A 15,934-nucleotide genomic window follows, 5' to 3' on the forward strand; every position below is an offset into this window, starting at 1 on the left:
GGCCATGCTCGATGAACCTCGCTCGGGACGGCTGGCGGCATGGGGAAATGCCCTTTTGGTCGGACTTGTCTCGCCAGATGAAGCCGCGCATCGGATCGCGGACGACGACGCGGTGCACCGCGTGGAAGGCCTGCCCGGAGAGGAGAAGCCGGTCGGGCTGACCCTCGCGCTGGGCCGGCTGCGGGCGCTGGGGGCGGTCGGCCTCCGGGTGGCGCTGCCGGTGCCGGGGCATCCGCTGGGGCTGTGCGGTCCGCCGGAATTCAATGCGCGGGCGCTGGAGGCCGGGGAGGCGGTGCTCGCCGCGGGTGCCGGGCTGGGGCTGGTCCCGGAGGCGTACGAGGCCGGGCCCGAAGGCGGTGCCGCGCCCGATGTGCATGTGGAGGTGGTCTGGCGCTGCCTGCCGGCGCGGGAGGCGCATCCGGCCGATGTGCCGTCGCTGGGCGAGGCGGAGCGGGAGCTGGCGGAGGCGCTGCGGGACGCGACCGAGCTGCTCTCGAAGCTGGATGTGGCCGGGTCCGGCCCGGTGGCGCAGGCGGCACTGGAGGCGTACCGGGCGCGGGCGGAGGCGGGACGGCAGGTGCTGGCCCCCGGCTATCCGCCGCGAGCGGTGCGGGTTCTGGAGCTCGCGCAGCGGGTCGGCGCGCTGATCGACATCGCCCGCGCGGCGGGCGGGGACGGGGAGCACGGCGGGGCGGTGAGCTCGTCGGAGATCGCGGCGCGTGCGGAGGTGCTGCGGCCGGTGGAGCGTACGGCCCGGCGGGCGCAGGTGGCGGCGTACAACTCCGCGATGGAGGAGCGGGAGCGCCGCCGGGGATGAACGGAACAGGCCCCGCCGGACCATTGTGTGGTCGACGACGGGGCCGTCGCCGGGACGGGGTGAACAGCTCGGGCAGGTGAGCTGTTCACCCCGTTCCGGGCAACCTCAGTTGTTCGCGCTCTCGTTGTCGAACGTGGGGTTAAGCGCACCGATGACGTTGGCGCTGTTGCCGGTGGCGTTCACGGGCACATGCACGGGGGCCTGGACCAGGTTCCCCGAGCCGACGCCCGGGGAGTGCGTGGCCTTGCCGTCGGCCTGCGAACCGCCGGCGGCGGACGCGGAGCCGGCGGCGATGCCGAGGGCCAGCCCGGTGGTGGCAATGACGAGGGCGGCCTTCTTGGCGGTGTTCATGGAGTGTGAGTTCCTTACGTGGTGACACAGGGCCGCCATCGACGGTTGCCGTGTGGAGCGAAGGGCCGACCGGGTGCCCGGGGCCGGCAGCGCCCACGGGCTGAACAGCTCGGGGCAGGTGAGCTGTTCAGCCCGTGATCAGGCAGCGTCAGTTGTTGACGCTGACGTTGTCGAAGACGGCGTTGCCGATGCCCACCACGTTGCCGCTGTTGCCGTTGATGTTCACGGGGACGTTCACCGGCACCTGGGTGTTGTTGCCGGAGACGACGCCCGGGGAGTGCACGGCCTGGCCGCCGGCCTGCGAACCGTCGGTGGCGAACGCGGCGCCGGCGGCGGCACCGAGGGCCAGACCGGTGGCGGAGAGAACGAGGGCGGCCTTCTTGACGGTGTTCATGAGATGAGTTCCTTAGGTGGTGGCTCGGGGCCACGGATGACGGTGGTGGTGCGGAGCGGCCGCTCGTCCAAGGGGTGACGGGGCCGGTCCGGCGTGACCCGCGGGGATCATGACGGAGCGCGGGTCACGCGGATCATGCAGGCGGGGCCTCGGTCAGTTGTTGACGCAGCGCTCACCGAAGTTGGGGTTGAGAATGCCCACGATGTGGAGGCTGTTGCCGCAGACGTTCGTGGCGACGTTCACCGGCACCTGGGTGTTGTTGCCGGAGACGACGCCCGGGGAGTGCACGGCCTGGCCGCCGGCCTGCGGGCCGTGGGCCGAAGCGACGCCGGCGCCCGCGAGGGCGAGACCGCTCGCCACCATCGTGATGGCCGCTGCGCGCTTGATGTTCTTCACTCTCTTGCTCCTCATTGCCGTTGCCGTGACCAGCCGCCACGACTGCACTGAACAACGGCCCGGCCCGAGGAGGGATACGCCGAACGGGCTACGGCTACACGACAGTATGAATCTCTGATCGGAAGTCGACGTTCGGCTTGACGCATTGTCGTACGGGACGACCTTCGGACCCCCGGAGCGGTGCGGGATTCAGGCCCCGATGCCGTGCCGGACGGCCCACAGCGCCGCCTGCGTCCGGTCGGCGAGGTCGAGCTTCATGAGAATGTTGGAGACATGGGTCTTGACGGTCTTCTCGGACAGCACCAGCGCACGGGCGATCTCGCGGTTGGAGCGGCCGTCCGCGATCAGGCCCAGCACCTCGCTCTCGCGTTCCGTGAGCGAGGTGCCGCGCCCCTGGCCGCCGTTGCCCTCGTCCTGGGAGAGCAGCGCGCCGGCCACCTCGGGCTGCAGCAGGACATGGCCGGCGTGGACGGAGCGGATGGCGGCGGCCAGCGCCTCGGGGTCGATGTCCTTGTAGACGTAGCCGGCCGCGCCCGCGCGTAGCGCCGGGACGACGGTGCGCTGCTCGGTGAAGCTCGTCACCACCAGCACCCGTGCGGGGTTGTTCAGTTCGCGCAGCTTGCGGAGCGCCTCGATGCCGTCCATCCCGGGCATCTTGACGTCCATCAGGACGACGTCCGGACCCAGTTGCTCGGCGGCGGCGACGCCCTCGGCCCCGTCGGAGGCCTCCCCCACCACCTCGATGTCGTCCTGGACCTCCAGGAACGTCCGCAGGCCCCGGCGGACGACCTGGTGGTCGTCGACCAGGAGTACGCGGATTGAGCCGGTGTCAGCCACCGGGCACCTCCATCTCGACAGCGGTGCCCTTTCCGGGCTCCGACTCCACGGTGAGCTTTCCGCCGACGCCGCCGGCACGGTCGCGCATCGATACCAGCCCGAGGTGGCGGCCGGCCCGGCGGACGGCCTTGGGGTCGAAGCCGCTGCCGTCGTCGGCGATCCGCAGCAGCGCGCCGTGGCCGTTGCGGGAGAGCGTGACCTCGACGTGCTCGGCGCCCGAGTGCCGCAGGGCGTTGTGCAGCGCCTCCTGGGCGACCCGGAGCACGGCCTCCTCCTGGGCGGCGGGCAGCGCCCGTACGCCCTGCGCAGCGAAGGTGACCCGTGCGCAGTGGGCGCGGTCCAGGACCTGGATCTGCGAGCGCAGGGTGGCGATCAGTCCGTCCTCGTCCAGGGCGGCGGGGCGCAGTTCGACGACGGCGGCGCGCAGTTCGTCGGCGGCCTCCGCGGCCAGCGCGGCGACCTGGTGCAGTTCGTCCTTGGCGCGGGCCGGGTCGCGGTCGACCAGGGCGGTGGCGGCCTGGGCGGTGAGGCGGAGCGAGAAGAGCTTCTGGGCGACCGCGTCGTGCAGTTCGTGGGCGAGGCGGGCCCGCTCGCCGGCGATGGTCAGCTCGCGGCTGCGCTCGTAGAGGCGGGCGTTGGTCAGGGCGATGGCGGCGTGCTGGGCGAGTATGCCGAGCAGCCGCTCGTCGTCCTCGGTGAAGCCGCAGCCGGCCTGGCGGGAGGGAGCGTCCTTGGGGCAGCGCTTGTTGGCGAGGAAGAGGGCGCCGAGGATCTCGTCGCCGTCGGCGACCGGCAGGCCGAGGAAGTCGGACATGTCCGGGTGAGCCGCCGGCCAGCCGCCGAAGCGGGGGTCCTCGCGGACGTCGGCGAGCCGCTCGGGGGTGGCGTTGTGCAGCATCGCGGCGAGGATGCCGTGCTGCCGGGGCAGCGGGCCGATGGCCTTCCACTGCTCGGCGCTGACGCCGTCCACCACGAACTGGGCGAAGCCACCGTGATCGTCGGGCACACCGAGGGCGGCGTACTCGGCGTCCAGCAGCTCGCGGGCCGAGGCCACGATCGTCTTCAGGACGTCGCGCACCTCCAGATGCCTGCTCATCGCCAGGATCGCGGTGCTCACCGCGGGGATCCCGGCTCCCGGTCCGTTGGTCATGGCCTCACCGTACCGGCGGGGTGAGCGGCCCGTATCGGTCCGGCGACGCCTTCCGTCTAGGACCCGCGGCCTAGGCCGAATGCCCTGGCCACGGCCGGTCCGGCGGCCGACGCCCGCGGGGTGGTGGCGTTCCTACGGTGAGGGCGTTGGCGTGGGCTCGGCCCGCGGGCCCACAGGGGAAAGGGGACGCGATCATGCCGGTGGCGATCATCACGGGGGCTTCGAAGGGGTTGGGCCGGGCGCTCGCCCGGGCGCTGGCCGAACGCGGCTGGGATCTGGTGGTGGACGCCAGGTCGGCCGGTCCGCTGGCCGAGGCGGCGCGGGAGCTGCGCGGGGCGGGGGCGAGGGTGATGGCGCTGCCCGGGGATGTGGCGGACGGCGCGCACCGGGCGGCGCTGGTGGCCGCGGCCGGGGAGCTGGGCGGGCTCGATCTGCTGGTGAACAACGCCAGCGCGCTGGGGGCCGAGCCGCTGGTGCGGCTGGCGGAGCTTCCGGTGGCGGGGCTGCGGAGGGCGCTGGAGGTGAACGTGGTGGCACCGCTGGGGCTCATCAAGGAGGCTTTGCCTCTTTTGCGTAACTCCTCATATTTCTCCTATCCGCCCTCGTATGAAGGAGAGGCCCCTTATATAGGGGACGCACCTTTTAGGGGAGATGGGTACCCCACCGAGGCATACGATCCGCACCCTTATTCCGAGAATTCCCAAAATGGCGACTTGTCCGATTCGCACCCTTATGTAGGGCTCCAGGGCGCCGTTCTCACCGTCAGCTCGGACGCCGCCGTCGAGGCCTATCCGACCTGGGGCGGTTACGGGGCCTCGAAGGCGGCGCTGGAGCAGCTGTCGGCGGTGCTCGCGGTGGAGGAGCCGGGGCTGCGGGTGTGGTGGGTGGACCCGGGCGACATGCGGACCGAGCTGTACGCGGCCGCGGTGCCGGACGACGACGACTCCGGGCGGCCGCTGCCCCAGGCGGTGGTCCCGGCGCTGCTGCGGCTGCTGGACGGGGCGGCCGTCAGTGGGCGCTACACGGCCGCGGAGCCGCTGCCCGCGCCCGACGGTGCGAGCTCCCGGTGATCGCGGAGGTGGCCGAGGTGCCGGTCCCGCAGGAGCTGTCGGCGCGGCTGCCGGCCGAGCAGCGCGGACCGGGCCTGGGCCGGGACGCCGTACGGCTGATGGTGAGCCGGGGCGCGGCCGGGATCGGCCACCACGCCTTCGGTGAGCTGCCGGAGCTGCTGGCGGCCGGGGACGTGCTGGTGGTGAACACCTCACGGACACTGCCCGCGGCGGTGGACGGCAGGATCGGCGACGGGCGCGGGCGCGGTGAGCCGGTGGTGGTGCACTTCTCGACCCGGGCGGACCGCCGGCACCCGGCGGGCCGGGCGATGGCCGGCTGCTGGGCGGTGGAGCTGCGCACCCCGGACGGCCGGGGCAGCACCCGGCCGCGGGCGGGCGGACCGGCCGGTGTGGCAGTGCGGCTGCCGGGCGGGGGGCGGCTGGTGCTCCAGGCCCCGGTGGACCCCGGCGGCCGGCGGCTGTGGTGGGCGCGGCCGGCGGGGGTGCGGGTGCCGGAGCTGATGCGGCGCCACGGGCGGCCGATCCGCTACGGCTACACGGACCGGGACCAGCCGCTGACCGCGTACCAGACGGTGTTCGCCGTGGACTCCCCCGGCGAGGGCAGCGCGGAGATGCCGAGCGCCGCCCGGCCCTTCACCCCGGAGCTGGTGGCGCGGCTGGTCGGCAGGGGGGTGCAGTTCGCGCCGATCTCGCTGCATACGGGGGTGGCGTCGGCGGAGGCGTTCGAGCCGCCGTATCCGGAGCGGTTCGCGGTGCCGCCGACGACGGCGTGGCTGGTGAACGCCGTACGGGCGCGGCGGAGGGCGGCGCTGCGGGCGTGCGGTCCGGAGCGGGGCGCGCCCGGGGGGCGGGTCATCGCGGTGGGCACCACCGCCGTACGGGCGCTGGAGTCGGCGACCGGGGCGGACGGGCGGGTGCGGGCGGCGGCCGGCTGGACGGATCTGGTGGTGACACCGGAGCGGGGGGTGCGGGCGGTGGACGGCCTGCTCACCGGGCTGCACGAGCCCACCGCCTCGCATCTGCTGATGCTCCGGGCGGTGGCGGCCGCGACGGCGGACGGGGCGGCGCTGCGGCGCGCCTACGCCGAGGCGGTGCGGCGCCGCTACCTGTGGCACGAATTCGGCGATCTGCATCTGCTGCTGCCGGACTGAGTTCCAGACTCGGTGTATGTCGCAACCAACGCAGTCAGACGCCACGACACACTGGACGCCGACCCACGGTGCGCCCTACCGGCCCGTCCCGTACCGGCCCGAGCGGATGCCCGCGGCCGAGTCGCTGGCCCGCGCCGCCGAGCTGCGCGAGCGGATGGCCCGGCGGCGCACGGTCCGCCAGTTCTCCGCCGACCCGGTCCCGGAGCAGGTGGTACGGGACGCGATCGCCTGTGCGGCCACCGCGCCGTCGGGGGCGCATCAGCAGCCCTGGACGTTCGTCCTGGTCAAGGACCCCGAGGTACGCCGGAGGATCAGGGCGGCGGCCGAGGCCGAGGAGCGGCTGTCCTACGAGGGGCGGCTGGGCGAGGAGTGGCTCGCGGCGCTGCGGCCGCTGGGCACGGACGAGGTCAAGCCGCATCTGACCGACGCCCCGCAGCTGATCGTCGTCTTCCAGCAGCGGCACTGGCTGGGCGAGGACGGCAGCAGGCGCAAGCACTACTACGTGGACGAGTCGGTGGGCATCGCGGTCGGCATGCTGCTGTCCGCGCTGCATCTGTCGGGGCTGGCGGCGCTGGTGCACACGCCCAGCCCGATGCGCTTCCTGCGGGAGGTGCTGGGGCGGCCCGCCAACGAGAAGGCCTTCGCGGTGATCCCCGTGGGATATCCCGCCCCGGAGTGCGAAGTGCCCGATTTGGTCCGAAAGTCCCTTGACCAGATCGTGGTGGAGATCTGACCTCTACGGACTGTGCGTTTGCAATTACGTCTGGCGAGATAAACCGTTCCGCGGTGTGACGCCGCTAATAGGACGCACATCACTTACGACCCGGGTTAGTGGTCGCCCAAATAGGGCGTGAGCTGGGAAATGACGGTACGGGACGCAATATTCCCGCCCAGGGTTCCACTAACCGGGATCGTACGTCACACCTTTGCCGGGGCAATTTTCGGCCGCTAAGAATGGCTCCCGTCGCTCGGCGCCGTGGTTCGGAACTCGGCGTTCGCCACCGCTCAGGGCCCGTGCGATGTCCCCCATCGGAAGGTCTGTCCCGCCATGCCTAAGCACGCCACTTCTGGTCTGAACCGCCTGACCCGGACGCACAAGCTCTCCGTCGCCGGTGTCGCCGCCGCCGGTGCCGCCGCACTGGTCTTCAGCATTGTTCCGGGGGCCGACGCAGGTCAGGGCAAGGCCCAGGCCGACGCCGTCGAGAACGCCAAGCCGGTCGCCTTCAGCGCGGTGGACACCGCCGCCAAGACCCAGCAGGCCACCATCACCCAGCAGGCCGAGAAGTCCGCCGCCAAGGGCAGGGCCGAGGCCGCCGCCAAGAAGGCCGCCGCCGAGAAGGCCGCGAAGGCGAAGGCCGCCGCCGAGGCGAAGGCCAAGGCCGAGAAGGCGCGCAAGGCCAAGCAGGCCGCCAGCCGGTCCGCCGTGCGCACCGCGGTCCCCGCCGCCGCCCCGAAGCCGGCCGTCAAGACCTACCCGGACAACCTCGACGGCTGGATCCGCGAGTCGCTGGACGTCATGGCCAAGAAGGGCATCCCGGGCTCCTACAACGGCATCTACCGGAACATCATCCGGGAGTCGAGCGGTAACCCGATGGCGATCAACCTCTGGGACATCAACGCCCAGAACGGCATCCCGTCCAAGGGCCTGCTGCAGGTCATCGCCCCGACCTTCAAGACGTGGCACGTCGAGGGCACCTCGTGGAACATCTACGACCCGGTCGCCAACATCACCGCCGCCTGCAACTACGCCGCCGACAAGTACGGCTCGATGGACAACGTCAACTCGGCCTACTGAGCCGCCGGTTCACGCAGTCCGCGCACACAGCACAGCACGCCCGAGGGGCGGCACCCGGCTTCCGGGTGCCGCCCCTCGGGCGTTGTGCCGCGCGCTGCGGGGGCGCGCTACTTGCGCATGACCTCCGGCTCGTGGCGGCGCAGCAGCCGCGCGACGACGAAGGCGAGCCCGACGCCCAGGCTGATCAGGATGATCATGTCCATCACGTAGACGCCGGTCTGGTGCTTCCACAGCGGGTCGGGGTTGCCCAGCTCCCACGGCAGCAGGGTGTTCATGTCGCCGGTCGCGCCCATCGCGGCGACGGCCCAGCGCGACGGCATCAGCCAGGCGAACTGGGCGACGCCGGGCGTGTCGAACAGCTGGAAGAGCACGCCGGTGAAGACGACCTGGACGATGGCGAACATGACCAGCAACGGCATGGTCTTCTCGGCGGTCTTGACCAGCGCGGAGATGATCAGGCCGAACATCATCGAGGTGAAGCCCAGCGCGATGATCGCCAGCGCCATCTCGATGGCCGGGGCCTTCTCGATCACCAGGCCCTCGGTGGGCATGTTCCGGGTCGAGAAGCCGATCGCCGCGATGATCACGCCCTGGATGGCCGTGACCACACCGAGCACGATCACCTTGGACATCAGGTACGCCGAGCGCGACAGGCCGGTGGCCCGTTCCCGCTCGTAGATGACCCGCTCCTTGATCAGCTCACGGACCGAGTTGGCCGCACCCGAGAAGCACATGCCGACCGCGAGGATCAGCATGATCGTGCTCGCGTCGCGGTTGGTGCGGTGCTTGTTCAGCGGCCCGTAGCCGAGGCCGTAGTCGCTGGGGATCAGCATCGAGACCACGCCGAGGACCGCCGGCAGGATCACCATCAGCCCCAGGAAGCCCCGGTCGGAGGCGAGCACCGAGACATAGCGCCGCATCAGCGTCCACAGCTGCGAGCCCCAGCTCTGGGACTTCTGCATGCGGGCCGGCGGCGGCTGGATCGCCACCGACTGCGGGGCGACGGCGTCGATGTCCGCGGCGTACATCTGGTAGTGCGGGGAGCCGCGCCAGCGGCCCATCCAGTCGTAGTCGCGGTAGTTCTCGAAGGCCGAGAAGACATCCGCCCAGGTCTCGTACTGGAAGAAGTTCAGCGCCTCCTCGGGCGGGCCGAAGTAGGCCACGCCACCGCCGGGGGCCATCACCAGCAGCTTGTCGCAGATGCCGAGTTCGGCCACGGAGTGGGTGACGACCAGGACCGTGCGGCCGTCGTCGGCGAGGCCGCGCAGCAGCTGCATGACATCGCGGTCCATGCCCGGGTCGAGGCCGGAGGTCGGCTCGTCGAGGAAGATCAGCGACGGCTTGGTCAGCAGCTCCAGGGCCACCGAGACGCGCTTGCGCTGGCCACCGGAGAGCGAGGTGACCTTCTTCTCCTTGTGCACATGGAGCTTGAGCTCGTGCAGCACCTCGTCGATCCGGGCCTCGCGCTCGGCCTCCGCGGTGTCACCGGGGAAGCGGAGCTTGGCGGCGTAGCGCAGCGCCTTCTGGACGGTCAGCTCCTTGTGCAGGATGTCGTCCTGCGGGACCAGACCGATGCGCTGGCGCAGCTCGGCGAACTGCTTGTAGAGGTTCCGGTTGTCGTAGAGGACGTCGCCCTGGTCGGCGGGGCGGTAGCCGGTCAGCGCCTTGAGCAGCGTCGACTTGCCGGAGCCGGACGGGCCGATCACCGCGACCAGCGACTTCTCCGGGACGCCGAAGGAGACGTCCTTGAGGATCTGCTTGCCGCCGTCGACGGTGACCGTGAGGTGGCGGGCCGAGAAGGAGACCTCGCCGGTGTCGACGAACTCCTCCAGGCGGTCGCCGACCAGCCGGAAGGTGGAGTGGCCGACGCCGATGATGTCGTTCGGGCCGATCAGGGCCGTACCCGACTTGGTGACCGGCTGGCCGTTGACGTAGGTGCCGTTGTGGCTGCCCAGGTCGCGGATCTCGAACCGGCCGTCGGGGGTGGCGCGGAACTCGGCGTGGTGGCGGGAGACCTGGAGGTCGGAGACGACCAGCTCGTTCTCCAGCGCACGGCCGATCCGCATCACCCGGCCCGTGTCGAGGCGGTGGAACGTGGTCGGGCTGCGGTCGCCCTGGGCGGCGGCGCCGGCCGGCCGCTGCACGGGGGGCTGCTGTGGCTGTCCGGCCTGCTGGGGCGGGACGTACGGCGGCTGCTGACCCTGCGGCGGCGCCTGCCAGCCCTGCTGGGCGGGCGGCTGGTGCTGTACGGGCGGCTGCTGGGCCGGCGGCTGCTGCGCGGGCGGTGCCTGCCAGCCCTGCGCGGCCTGCTGCTGCGGCGCCATCGCGGGCTGCGCGTGGAAGGCGTCGGCGGCCGGCGCCGCGGCGGACAGGGTCACCCGGGGGCCGTCGGTGGCGTTGCCCAGGTGCACGGTCGAGCCGGGGCCGATCTCCATCTGGTGGATCCGCTGGCCCTGGACGTAGGTGCCGTTGGTGCTGCCCTGATCTTCGATGATCCAGCTGCGGCCGCCCCACCGCACGGTGGCGTGGCGCCAGGACACTCTGGCGTCGTCGAGCACCATGTCGCCCTGCGGATCACGGCCCACGTTGTAGGACCGGGACGGGTCGAGCGTCCAGGTCCTTCCGTTCAATTCGAGTACGAGTTCAGGCACTCCATGCCCCATTACATAGTCCCCCGAGTGACGCCCTGTATGGGAAGTCTAGGGATGGCGAACATCGTGAGGAACTATTTCAGGCTCGGCCCGTGGACCGGAAACCGGGACGGGGCTGGGGTGCGGACGGCTCGTGCGGCGGCCCGCCAAACTCTCCCGGAGCGCGGGAAGAACCCATGGATGGGCAGGGATCGCCGGATTACGGGTGTTCCCGGACGCTCCGGTGTCCGGCGGGGGTCGGTCGGGCCCGTCCCGGACGCGATGCGCGTCCGCCCCGCAGGCCGCATTATGGGATGGAGCGGACAAAACCATGATCGAGACCGCGGACTGTCGCGGTTGCGTTCCGTTATCGGCCCGAACATGTCACCGCTGCAAGGGCGTTGGCGTTCCGGCGGTGCGGCCACACCCGGAGCGGGCCGGACACGACTCCATAACGATCGACGGGGGCATCCGGGGCGGAGCGCCGGTGTACGGGTGCACGGGAGCACGGGCCGCGGCGGTCCGAACCCCGGACACCCGTACGGGCGCGACGGCCCGGCGGTTACCGTAAGGGCACCATGAGCGCATCGCAGACCCCGCCTGCCACCGCCGTCCCGGGCGACGACGTACCCACCCTCCTCGTGAAGATCTTCGGGAAGGACCGGCCCGGCATCACCGCAGGTCTCTTCGACACCCTCGCCGCCTACTCCGTCGATGTCGTGGACATCGAGCAGGTGGTGACCCGAGGGCGCATCACCCTGTGCGCACTGGTCACCACCCCCTCCCCCGCCAAGGGCGCCTCGGGCTCCTCCGAAGGAGACCTGCGGGCCACCGTGCACAGCTGGGCCGAGTCACTGAACCTCCAGGCGGAGATCATCTCCGGCCGGGGCGACAACCGTCCGCGCGGCACCGGACGTTCGCACGTCACCGTGCTGGGACACCCGCTCACCGCGGAGTCCACCGCCGCCATCGCCGCCGCCATAACGGCCACCGGCGGCAATATCGACCGTATTTTCCGCCTTGCCAAGTATCCGGTGACCGCCGTGGAATTCGCGGTGTCCGGCACGGCCACCGAGGCGCTGCGCACCGCGCTGGCACTGGAGGCCGCGCAGCTGGGCGTGGACGTCGCCGTGGTGGCGGCCGGGCTGCAGCGCAGGGCCCAGCGGCTGGTCGTGATGGACGTCGATTCCACGCTGATCCAGGACGAGGTCATCGAGCTGTTCGCGGCGCACGCCGGCTGCGAGGCCGAGGTGGCCGAGGTGACCGCCGCCGCGATGCGCGGCGAGCTGGACTTCGAGCAGTCCCTGCACGCCCGGGTCGAGCTGCTCGGCGGGCTCGACGAGTCGGTGGTCGAGGCCGTGCGCAAGGAGGTACGGCTCACCCCCGGCGCCCGGACCCTGGTGCGGACCCTCAAGCGGCTCGGCTACCAAGTCGGCGTCGTATCGGGCGGGTTCACCCAGGTCACCGATGCGCTCAAGGACGAGCTGGGGCTGGACTTCGCCTCCGCCAACACCCTGGAGATCGTCGACGGCAAGCTGACCGGCCGGGTCACCGGAGACATCGTGGACCGGGCCGGCAAGGCCAGGCTGCTGCGGGACTTCGCGCAGCAGGCCGGGGTTCCGCTCGACCAGACCGTGGCCATCGGCGACGGGGCCAACGACCTCGACATGCTCAACGCGGCGGGCCTCGGTGTGGCCTTCAACGCCAAGCCGGTGGTGCGCCAGGCGGCGCACACGGCCGTGAACGTGCCGTTCCTGGACACCGTGCTGTATCTGCTGGGCGTCACCCGCGAAGAGGTCGAGGCGGCGGACACCCACGCCGAGTGAGCGCACCGCGCGCACGCATCCGACCAGGGCATGACGCGCACGCCATCCGACGAGGACACACGGGAGGGCCCCGGCACACGGCTGCCGGGGCCCTCCGGTCGTATCCGGGCCGCCTTCCGCGCCCGCTGCGCGCGCGAAGGCGGCGGGATCACGCGTGCGGTGTCCAGTACGCGACCAGCCGTCCGACGCCGTGCTCGACCGACTTCCAGGAGCCGTTGAAACTGATCACGGCCATCGAGGCGGTCGGGAAGCCGCTGCGGTTCATCCGCGGCAGCAGATCACCGTCGGACTCACCGGCGAGCGCGTCGGCGAGCGCGTGCACTCCCGGGTTGTGGCCGACCAGCATCAGGTCGTCGACCTCGTCGGAGGTCTCGTTCAGCAGCGCGATGAGCTCGCCCAGAGACGCTTCGTAGATCCGCTCGTCATAGACGGTCCTGGGTCGCTCGGGGAGCTCATGGACGGCGAGCTTCCACGTCTCGCGGGTGCGTACGGACGTCGAGCACAGGGTCAGATCGGGGTTGATCCCGGCCCCGGCCAGCCAGCGGCCGGCCACCGGGGCATCCTTGCGGCCGCGGTCCGCAAGCGGACGCTCATGGTCGTCGGTGTCCGACCATTCGGCCTTGGCGTGTCGGAGGAGGACAATCCGGCGGGGTGTATCGGCGCTCATGCGTCCCAGCTTCGCACGAAAGACGGCACGGGGCTCGGGGTGTTGAAGCGCTCCCCCCTGCCGGGTGACGCCGGGCGCGGACGGTCCTCAGACACCTATGGGGACGATCCGGGCAAGGGCCTCCAGCAGCCACGTCAGGCCCTGCGGAGGGCTCGCCGCGCTCGCCTCGGAGGCGCTCGCCACCAGCGCCAGCAGGGCTATGAACGAGACCACCGGTAGCGCCAGCGCCCACCACGGCAGCCGCGTCCGCAAGCGGCGGGCCTTGACTGCGGGTGACCGGCTGACCGCGGGTGACGGGCTGGACGCGGCGGACATGCGGATCGCCTCCGTGGCGGCGTCGAAGGGCTGCGCGCCCGCGGGCCGCGGCGCGCCCACCGCCGTGTGCGGTGTACTTCGAAGCTACGGATCACCGGCGGCCGTGCCCACCCGGGAAGCCACCCACTTACCCCTGACCCTGTCCCCCTAGGGGACGGTGGGGCTACCCCCACCCCGGACCCGCCGGCGGACCCGCGGGTCGGGCCGCGGGCGGCTCACGGAGCGGCGATACTCGCCACGATCGCGACGACGACGGTCACGCCGAGCATGAGGCCCAGCACGAGGAGCAGCTTCTTCTGGCCGCCCTGCGGATTCGGTTCGAGCACTGGCATGCGCCCAGTGTCGCACTCAGGCCTCGTCCTCGATCCGGCGGTCCCGGCCCGCCAGCACGCCCACCGCGATCTGCGGCACCATCAGCCCCGCCATCAGCGCGATCGGCAGCCCCCAGCCGCCGCTGTGGTCGTAGAGCGTGCCGACCAGCTGCGGCCCGGGGATGGAGATCAGATAGCCGACACTCTGCGCGAAGGCCGAGAGCTTGACGACGCCGGCGGAGCTGGTCGAGCGCATCCCGATCATCGTCAGGGCCAGCGGGAACGCGCAGTTGGAGACGCCCATCAGCAGCGCCCAGGCCCAGGCGCCGGCGGCCGGGGCCAGCCACAGCCCGGCGTAACCCGCCAGACCGCACAGGCCGAGCGCCACCGCGAGCGGACCCTGGTGCCGCATCCGGGACGCCAGCCGCGGCAGGACGAAGGAGAGCGGCACGCCCATGGCCATGGTGACGGCGAGCAGCACGCCCGCGGTCCCCGCCGAGACCCCGGCGTCGCGGAAGATCTGCGGCATCCAGCCCATGGTGATGTACGCGGCGGTGGCCTGGAGCCCGAAGAAGACGGCCAGCGCCCAGGCGGTCGGTGACGAGGTGATCCGGACCGGCGCCTCCTCGGGGCGGTCGCTATCGGCGGCCGGGCCGGCGGCGACCCCGCGCTGCCGCAGCACGGCCAGCCAGGGCAGCGCCGCGACCGCGGCGAGCGCGGCCCACACCGCCAGGCCGATGCGCCAACTGCCGCCCAGCCCCTCGGTGATGGGCACGGTGAGCGCCGCGGCGAGCGAGGTCCCCAGGGCCAGCGCCATCGAGTACAGCCCGGTCATCGGGCCGACCCGGTCGGGGAACCAGTTCTTGATCACGACCGGCATCAGGACATTGCTGACCGCGATGCCGGCCAGGGCGAGCGCGCTGGCGGCCAGGAAGCCGCCGGTGCCGCCCGCGAACGGGCGCAGCGCCACGCCCACGGCGATCGCGGCCATGCCGGCGCAGACGATCGCGCCGGGCCCCCAGCGCCGGGCCAGCCGGGGCGCGGCGATACCGAAGGCGGCGAAGCACATGGCCGGTACGGACGTCAGCAGTCCGGCGACGCTGGCGCTCATGCCGAGGCTCGCGCGGACCTCCGCCATCAGCGGACCGAGGCTGGTGATGGCCGGGCGGAGGTTGAGCGCCGCGAGGACGATTCCGGCCGTCACGATCCACGGCAGCCAGCGGCCGACGGCGCCGCCGGCCCGGCCGCTCTCCGCCGCGGCCGCACCGGGCCCGACCTGCGGCTCGGCGCCCTCGGAGCGCAGGGCGGTGGAGGTGGTGCGGGGCCCGGCCGCCGGGCCGAGGGTCGCGAGGTCTTCGTCTGCCATGGACGTCATCATAGAATCATGGGATGAATGCTTGTCCAGCCGACATCGCTAGCCTCGGCTGTCCCGGACGGCTCCCGGGGGCCGCGACGGCCCTCGCACGCCGCGCCGCCGCCCGTCCACCCCTGCACCCCGGAGCGCAGTTGTGCCTCTGACCTCGCCCCGCCGGTCCGCGCTGGCCGACCAGGTGATCGCGCAGCTGCGCGCCCAGATCACCTCCGGTGAGTGGCCGGTGGGATCCCGTATCCCGACCGAGCCGGAACTCGTCGAGCAGCTCGGCGTGGCCCGCAACACCGTTCGCGAGGCGGTACGCGCGCTGGCCCACAACGGGCTGCTGGACATCCGGCAGGGCTCGGGCACCTACGTGGTGGCGACCAGCGAGCTGGCCGGGGTGATGAACCGCCGGTTCGCGGCCGCCGAGCCCGAGCACGTCGCCGAGCTGCGCAGTGCCCTGGAGGCGAGCGCCGCCCGGCTCGCCGCCCGCCGCCGCACCGACCAGGACCTGCGGCAGATCGACGCACTGCTGGAGCGGCGCGAGGCCGCCTGGGAGTCCGGTGCGGCCGAGTCCTTCGTCGAGGCGGACGCGACCCTGCACATGGCGATCGTGTCGGCCTCGCACAACGAGGTGCTGGCCGAGATCTACGCCGACCTCGGCGGCGTGCTGCGCGACTTCCTGCGCGCCGATGTCGGCGAGGAGCTGCGCCCGGAGGCGCACATGGACCACTCCCGGCTGGTGGAGGCGATCCGCGCGGGCGACGCCGAGCTGGCCGCCGCCGAGGCGGGCGCGCACCCCTTCGGCTGCCGAATGGCCGTACCGGGGCCGTGAGCGGCGTACCGGGGTCCTGAGGGGGCGGGGGGCCC

The 15,934-nt window shown here is 72.2% G+C and carries 17 protein-coding genes; 7 read left to right on the forward strand and 10 right to left on the reverse strand.

Annotated features, from left to right (window positions below; all coding sequences use genetic code 11):
* The first annotated feature begins 4 nt into the window (after positions 1 to 4).
* Positions 5 to 817, forward strand: a complete 813-nt coding sequence (locus tag WAB15_RS10355) for a hypothetical protein (RefSeq protein ID WP_407286040.1) — start codon at positions 5 to 7, stop codon at positions 815 to 817.
* A gap of 105 nt (positions 818 to 922) precedes the next feature.
* Here WAB15_RS10355 and WAB15_RS10360 read toward each other — a convergent pair whose 3' ends face one another.
* The 5 genes from WAB15_RS10360 to WAB15_RS10380 all read right to left on the reverse strand — a co-directional run bounded on the left by WAB15_RS10360 (position 923) and on the right by WAB15_RS10380 (position 3,945).
* Positions 923 to 1,168 carry a chaplin gene (locus tag WAB15_RS10360; RefSeq protein ID WP_407286041.1) on the reverse strand — a complete coding sequence of 82 codons (246 nt, stop codon included), beginning with the start codon at positions 1,166 to 1,168 and terminating at the stop codon, positions 923 to 925.
* A gap of 148 nt (positions 1,169 to 1,316) precedes the next feature.
* On the reverse strand, positions 1,317 to 1,562 hold the full coding sequence (locus WAB15_RS10365; RefSeq protein ID WP_407286042.1) for a chaplin: 246 nt from the start codon (positions 1,560 to 1,562) through the stop codon (positions 1,317 to 1,319).
* Positions 1,563 to 1,715: 153 nt separating this feature from the next.
* Positions 1,716 to 1,958 carry a chaplin gene (locus tag WAB15_RS10370; protein ID WP_407286043.1) on the reverse strand — a complete coding sequence of 81 codons (243 nt, stop codon included), beginning with the start codon at positions 1,956 to 1,958 and terminating at the stop codon, positions 1,716 to 1,718.
* 189 nt (positions 1,959 to 2,147) lie between these two features.
* Complete coding sequence (locus WAB15_RS10375) at positions 2,148 to 2,795, reverse strand: response regulator (RefSeq protein ID WP_399150032.1); 648 nt, start codon at positions 2,793 to 2,795, stop codon at positions 2,148 to 2,150.
* A complete protein-coding gene (locus WAB15_RS10380) occupies positions 2,788 to 3,945 on the reverse strand; it encodes a GAF domain-containing sensor histidine kinase (protein WP_399150031.1) in 1,158 nt (385 codons plus the stop codon). Before WAB15_RS10380 ends, WAB15_RS10375 begins: the two co-directional genes overlap by 8 nt.
* A gap of 194 nt (positions 3,946 to 4,139) precedes the next feature.
* Here WAB15_RS10380 and WAB15_RS10385 point away from each other — a divergent pair, with 194 nt between their 5' ends.
* From WAB15_RS10385 to WAB15_RS10400, 4 genes are all read left to right on the forward strand, one after another.
* Entirely contained in the window at positions 4,140 to 5,015 is an 876-nt protein-coding gene (locus WAB15_RS10385; RefSeq protein WP_407286044.1) for an SDR family NAD(P)-dependent oxidoreductase, read from the forward strand.
* Positions 5,012 to 6,166 (forward strand): S-adenosylmethionine:tRNA ribosyltransferase-isomerase, encoded by a 1,155-nt coding sequence (locus WAB15_RS10390; RefSeq protein ID WP_407286045.1) that lies wholly within the window; start codon positions 5,012 to 5,014, stop codon positions 6,164 to 6,166. The genes WAB15_RS10385 and WAB15_RS10390 overlap by 4 nt, the downstream gene beginning before the upstream one ends.
* Positions 6,167 to 6,182: 16 nt before the next feature.
* Positions 6,183 to 6,899 carry a nitroreductase family protein gene (locus tag WAB15_RS10395; RefSeq protein WP_399150028.1) on the forward strand — a complete coding sequence of 239 codons (717 nt, stop codon included), beginning with the start codon at positions 6,183 to 6,185 and terminating at the stop codon, positions 6,897 to 6,899.
* A 315-nt stretch (positions 6,900 to 7,214) separates the two neighbouring features.
* Positions 7,215 to 7,961, forward strand: coding sequence for a transglycosylase SLT domain-containing protein (locus WAB15_RS10400; RefSeq protein WP_399150027.1), 747 nt, complete (start codon positions 7,215 to 7,217; stop codon positions 7,959 to 7,961).
* 107 nt (positions 7,962 to 8,068) lie between these two features.
* Here WAB15_RS10400 and WAB15_RS10405 read toward each other — a convergent pair whose 3' ends face one another.
* The gene (locus WAB15_RS10405) at positions 8,069 to 10,624 is read right to left on the reverse strand and encodes an FHA domain-containing protein (protein WP_399150026.1); all 2,556 of its coding nucleotides are present in this window, start codon (positions 10,622 to 10,624) and stop codon (positions 8,069 to 8,071) included.
* Between the two features lie 545 nt (positions 10,625 to 11,169).
* Between WAB15_RS10405 and serB the strand changes: the two genes are divergently transcribed.
* Positions 11,170 to 12,417, forward strand: coding sequence for a phosphoserine phosphatase SerB (gene serB / locus WAB15_RS10410; protein ID WP_399150025.1), 1,248 nt, complete (start codon positions 11,170 to 11,172; stop codon positions 12,415 to 12,417).
* Between the two features lie 148 nt (positions 12,418 to 12,565).
* Here serB and WAB15_RS10415 read toward each other — a convergent pair whose 3' ends face one another.
* From WAB15_RS10415 to WAB15_RS10430, 4 genes are all read right to left on the reverse strand, one after another.
* Positions 12,566 to 13,084: a SixA phosphatase family protein gene (locus tag WAB15_RS10415; protein ID WP_407286046.1), complete on the reverse strand. Its 519-nt coding sequence runs from the start codon at positions 13,082 to 13,084 to the stop codon at positions 12,566 to 12,568.
* A gap of 87 nt (positions 13,085 to 13,171) precedes the next feature.
* A complete protein-coding gene (locus WAB15_RS10420) occupies positions 13,172 to 13,399 on the reverse strand; it encodes a hypothetical protein (RefSeq protein WP_399150024.1) in 228 nt (75 codons plus the stop codon).
* Between the two features lie 215 nt (positions 13,400 to 13,614).
* Entirely contained in the window at positions 13,615 to 13,731 is a 117-nt protein-coding gene (locus WAB15_RS10425) for an SGM_5486 family transporter-associated protein (protein ID WP_393501117.1), read from the reverse strand.
* 16 nt (positions 13,732 to 13,747) lie between these two features.
* Positions 13,748 to 15,076: a CynX/NimT family MFS transporter gene (locus WAB15_RS10430; protein WP_407286047.1), complete on the reverse strand. Its 1,329-nt coding sequence runs from the start codon at positions 15,074 to 15,076 to the stop codon at positions 13,748 to 13,750.
* Positions 15,077 to 15,218: 142 nt separating this feature from the next.
* Here WAB15_RS10430 and WAB15_RS10435 point away from each other — a divergent pair, with 142 nt between their 5' ends.
* Complete coding sequence (locus WAB15_RS10435) at positions 15,219 to 15,899, forward strand: FadR/GntR family transcriptional regulator (RefSeq protein WP_399150022.1); 681 nt, start codon at positions 15,219 to 15,221, stop codon at positions 15,897 to 15,899.
* Positions 15,900 to 15,934: the final 35 nt, after the last annotated feature.

Source organism: Streptomyces sirii (assembly GCF_045690365.1).
Taxonomy (GTDB): Bacteria; Actinomycetota; Actinomycetes; order Streptomycetales; family Streptomycetaceae; genus Streptomyces; species Streptomyces sirii.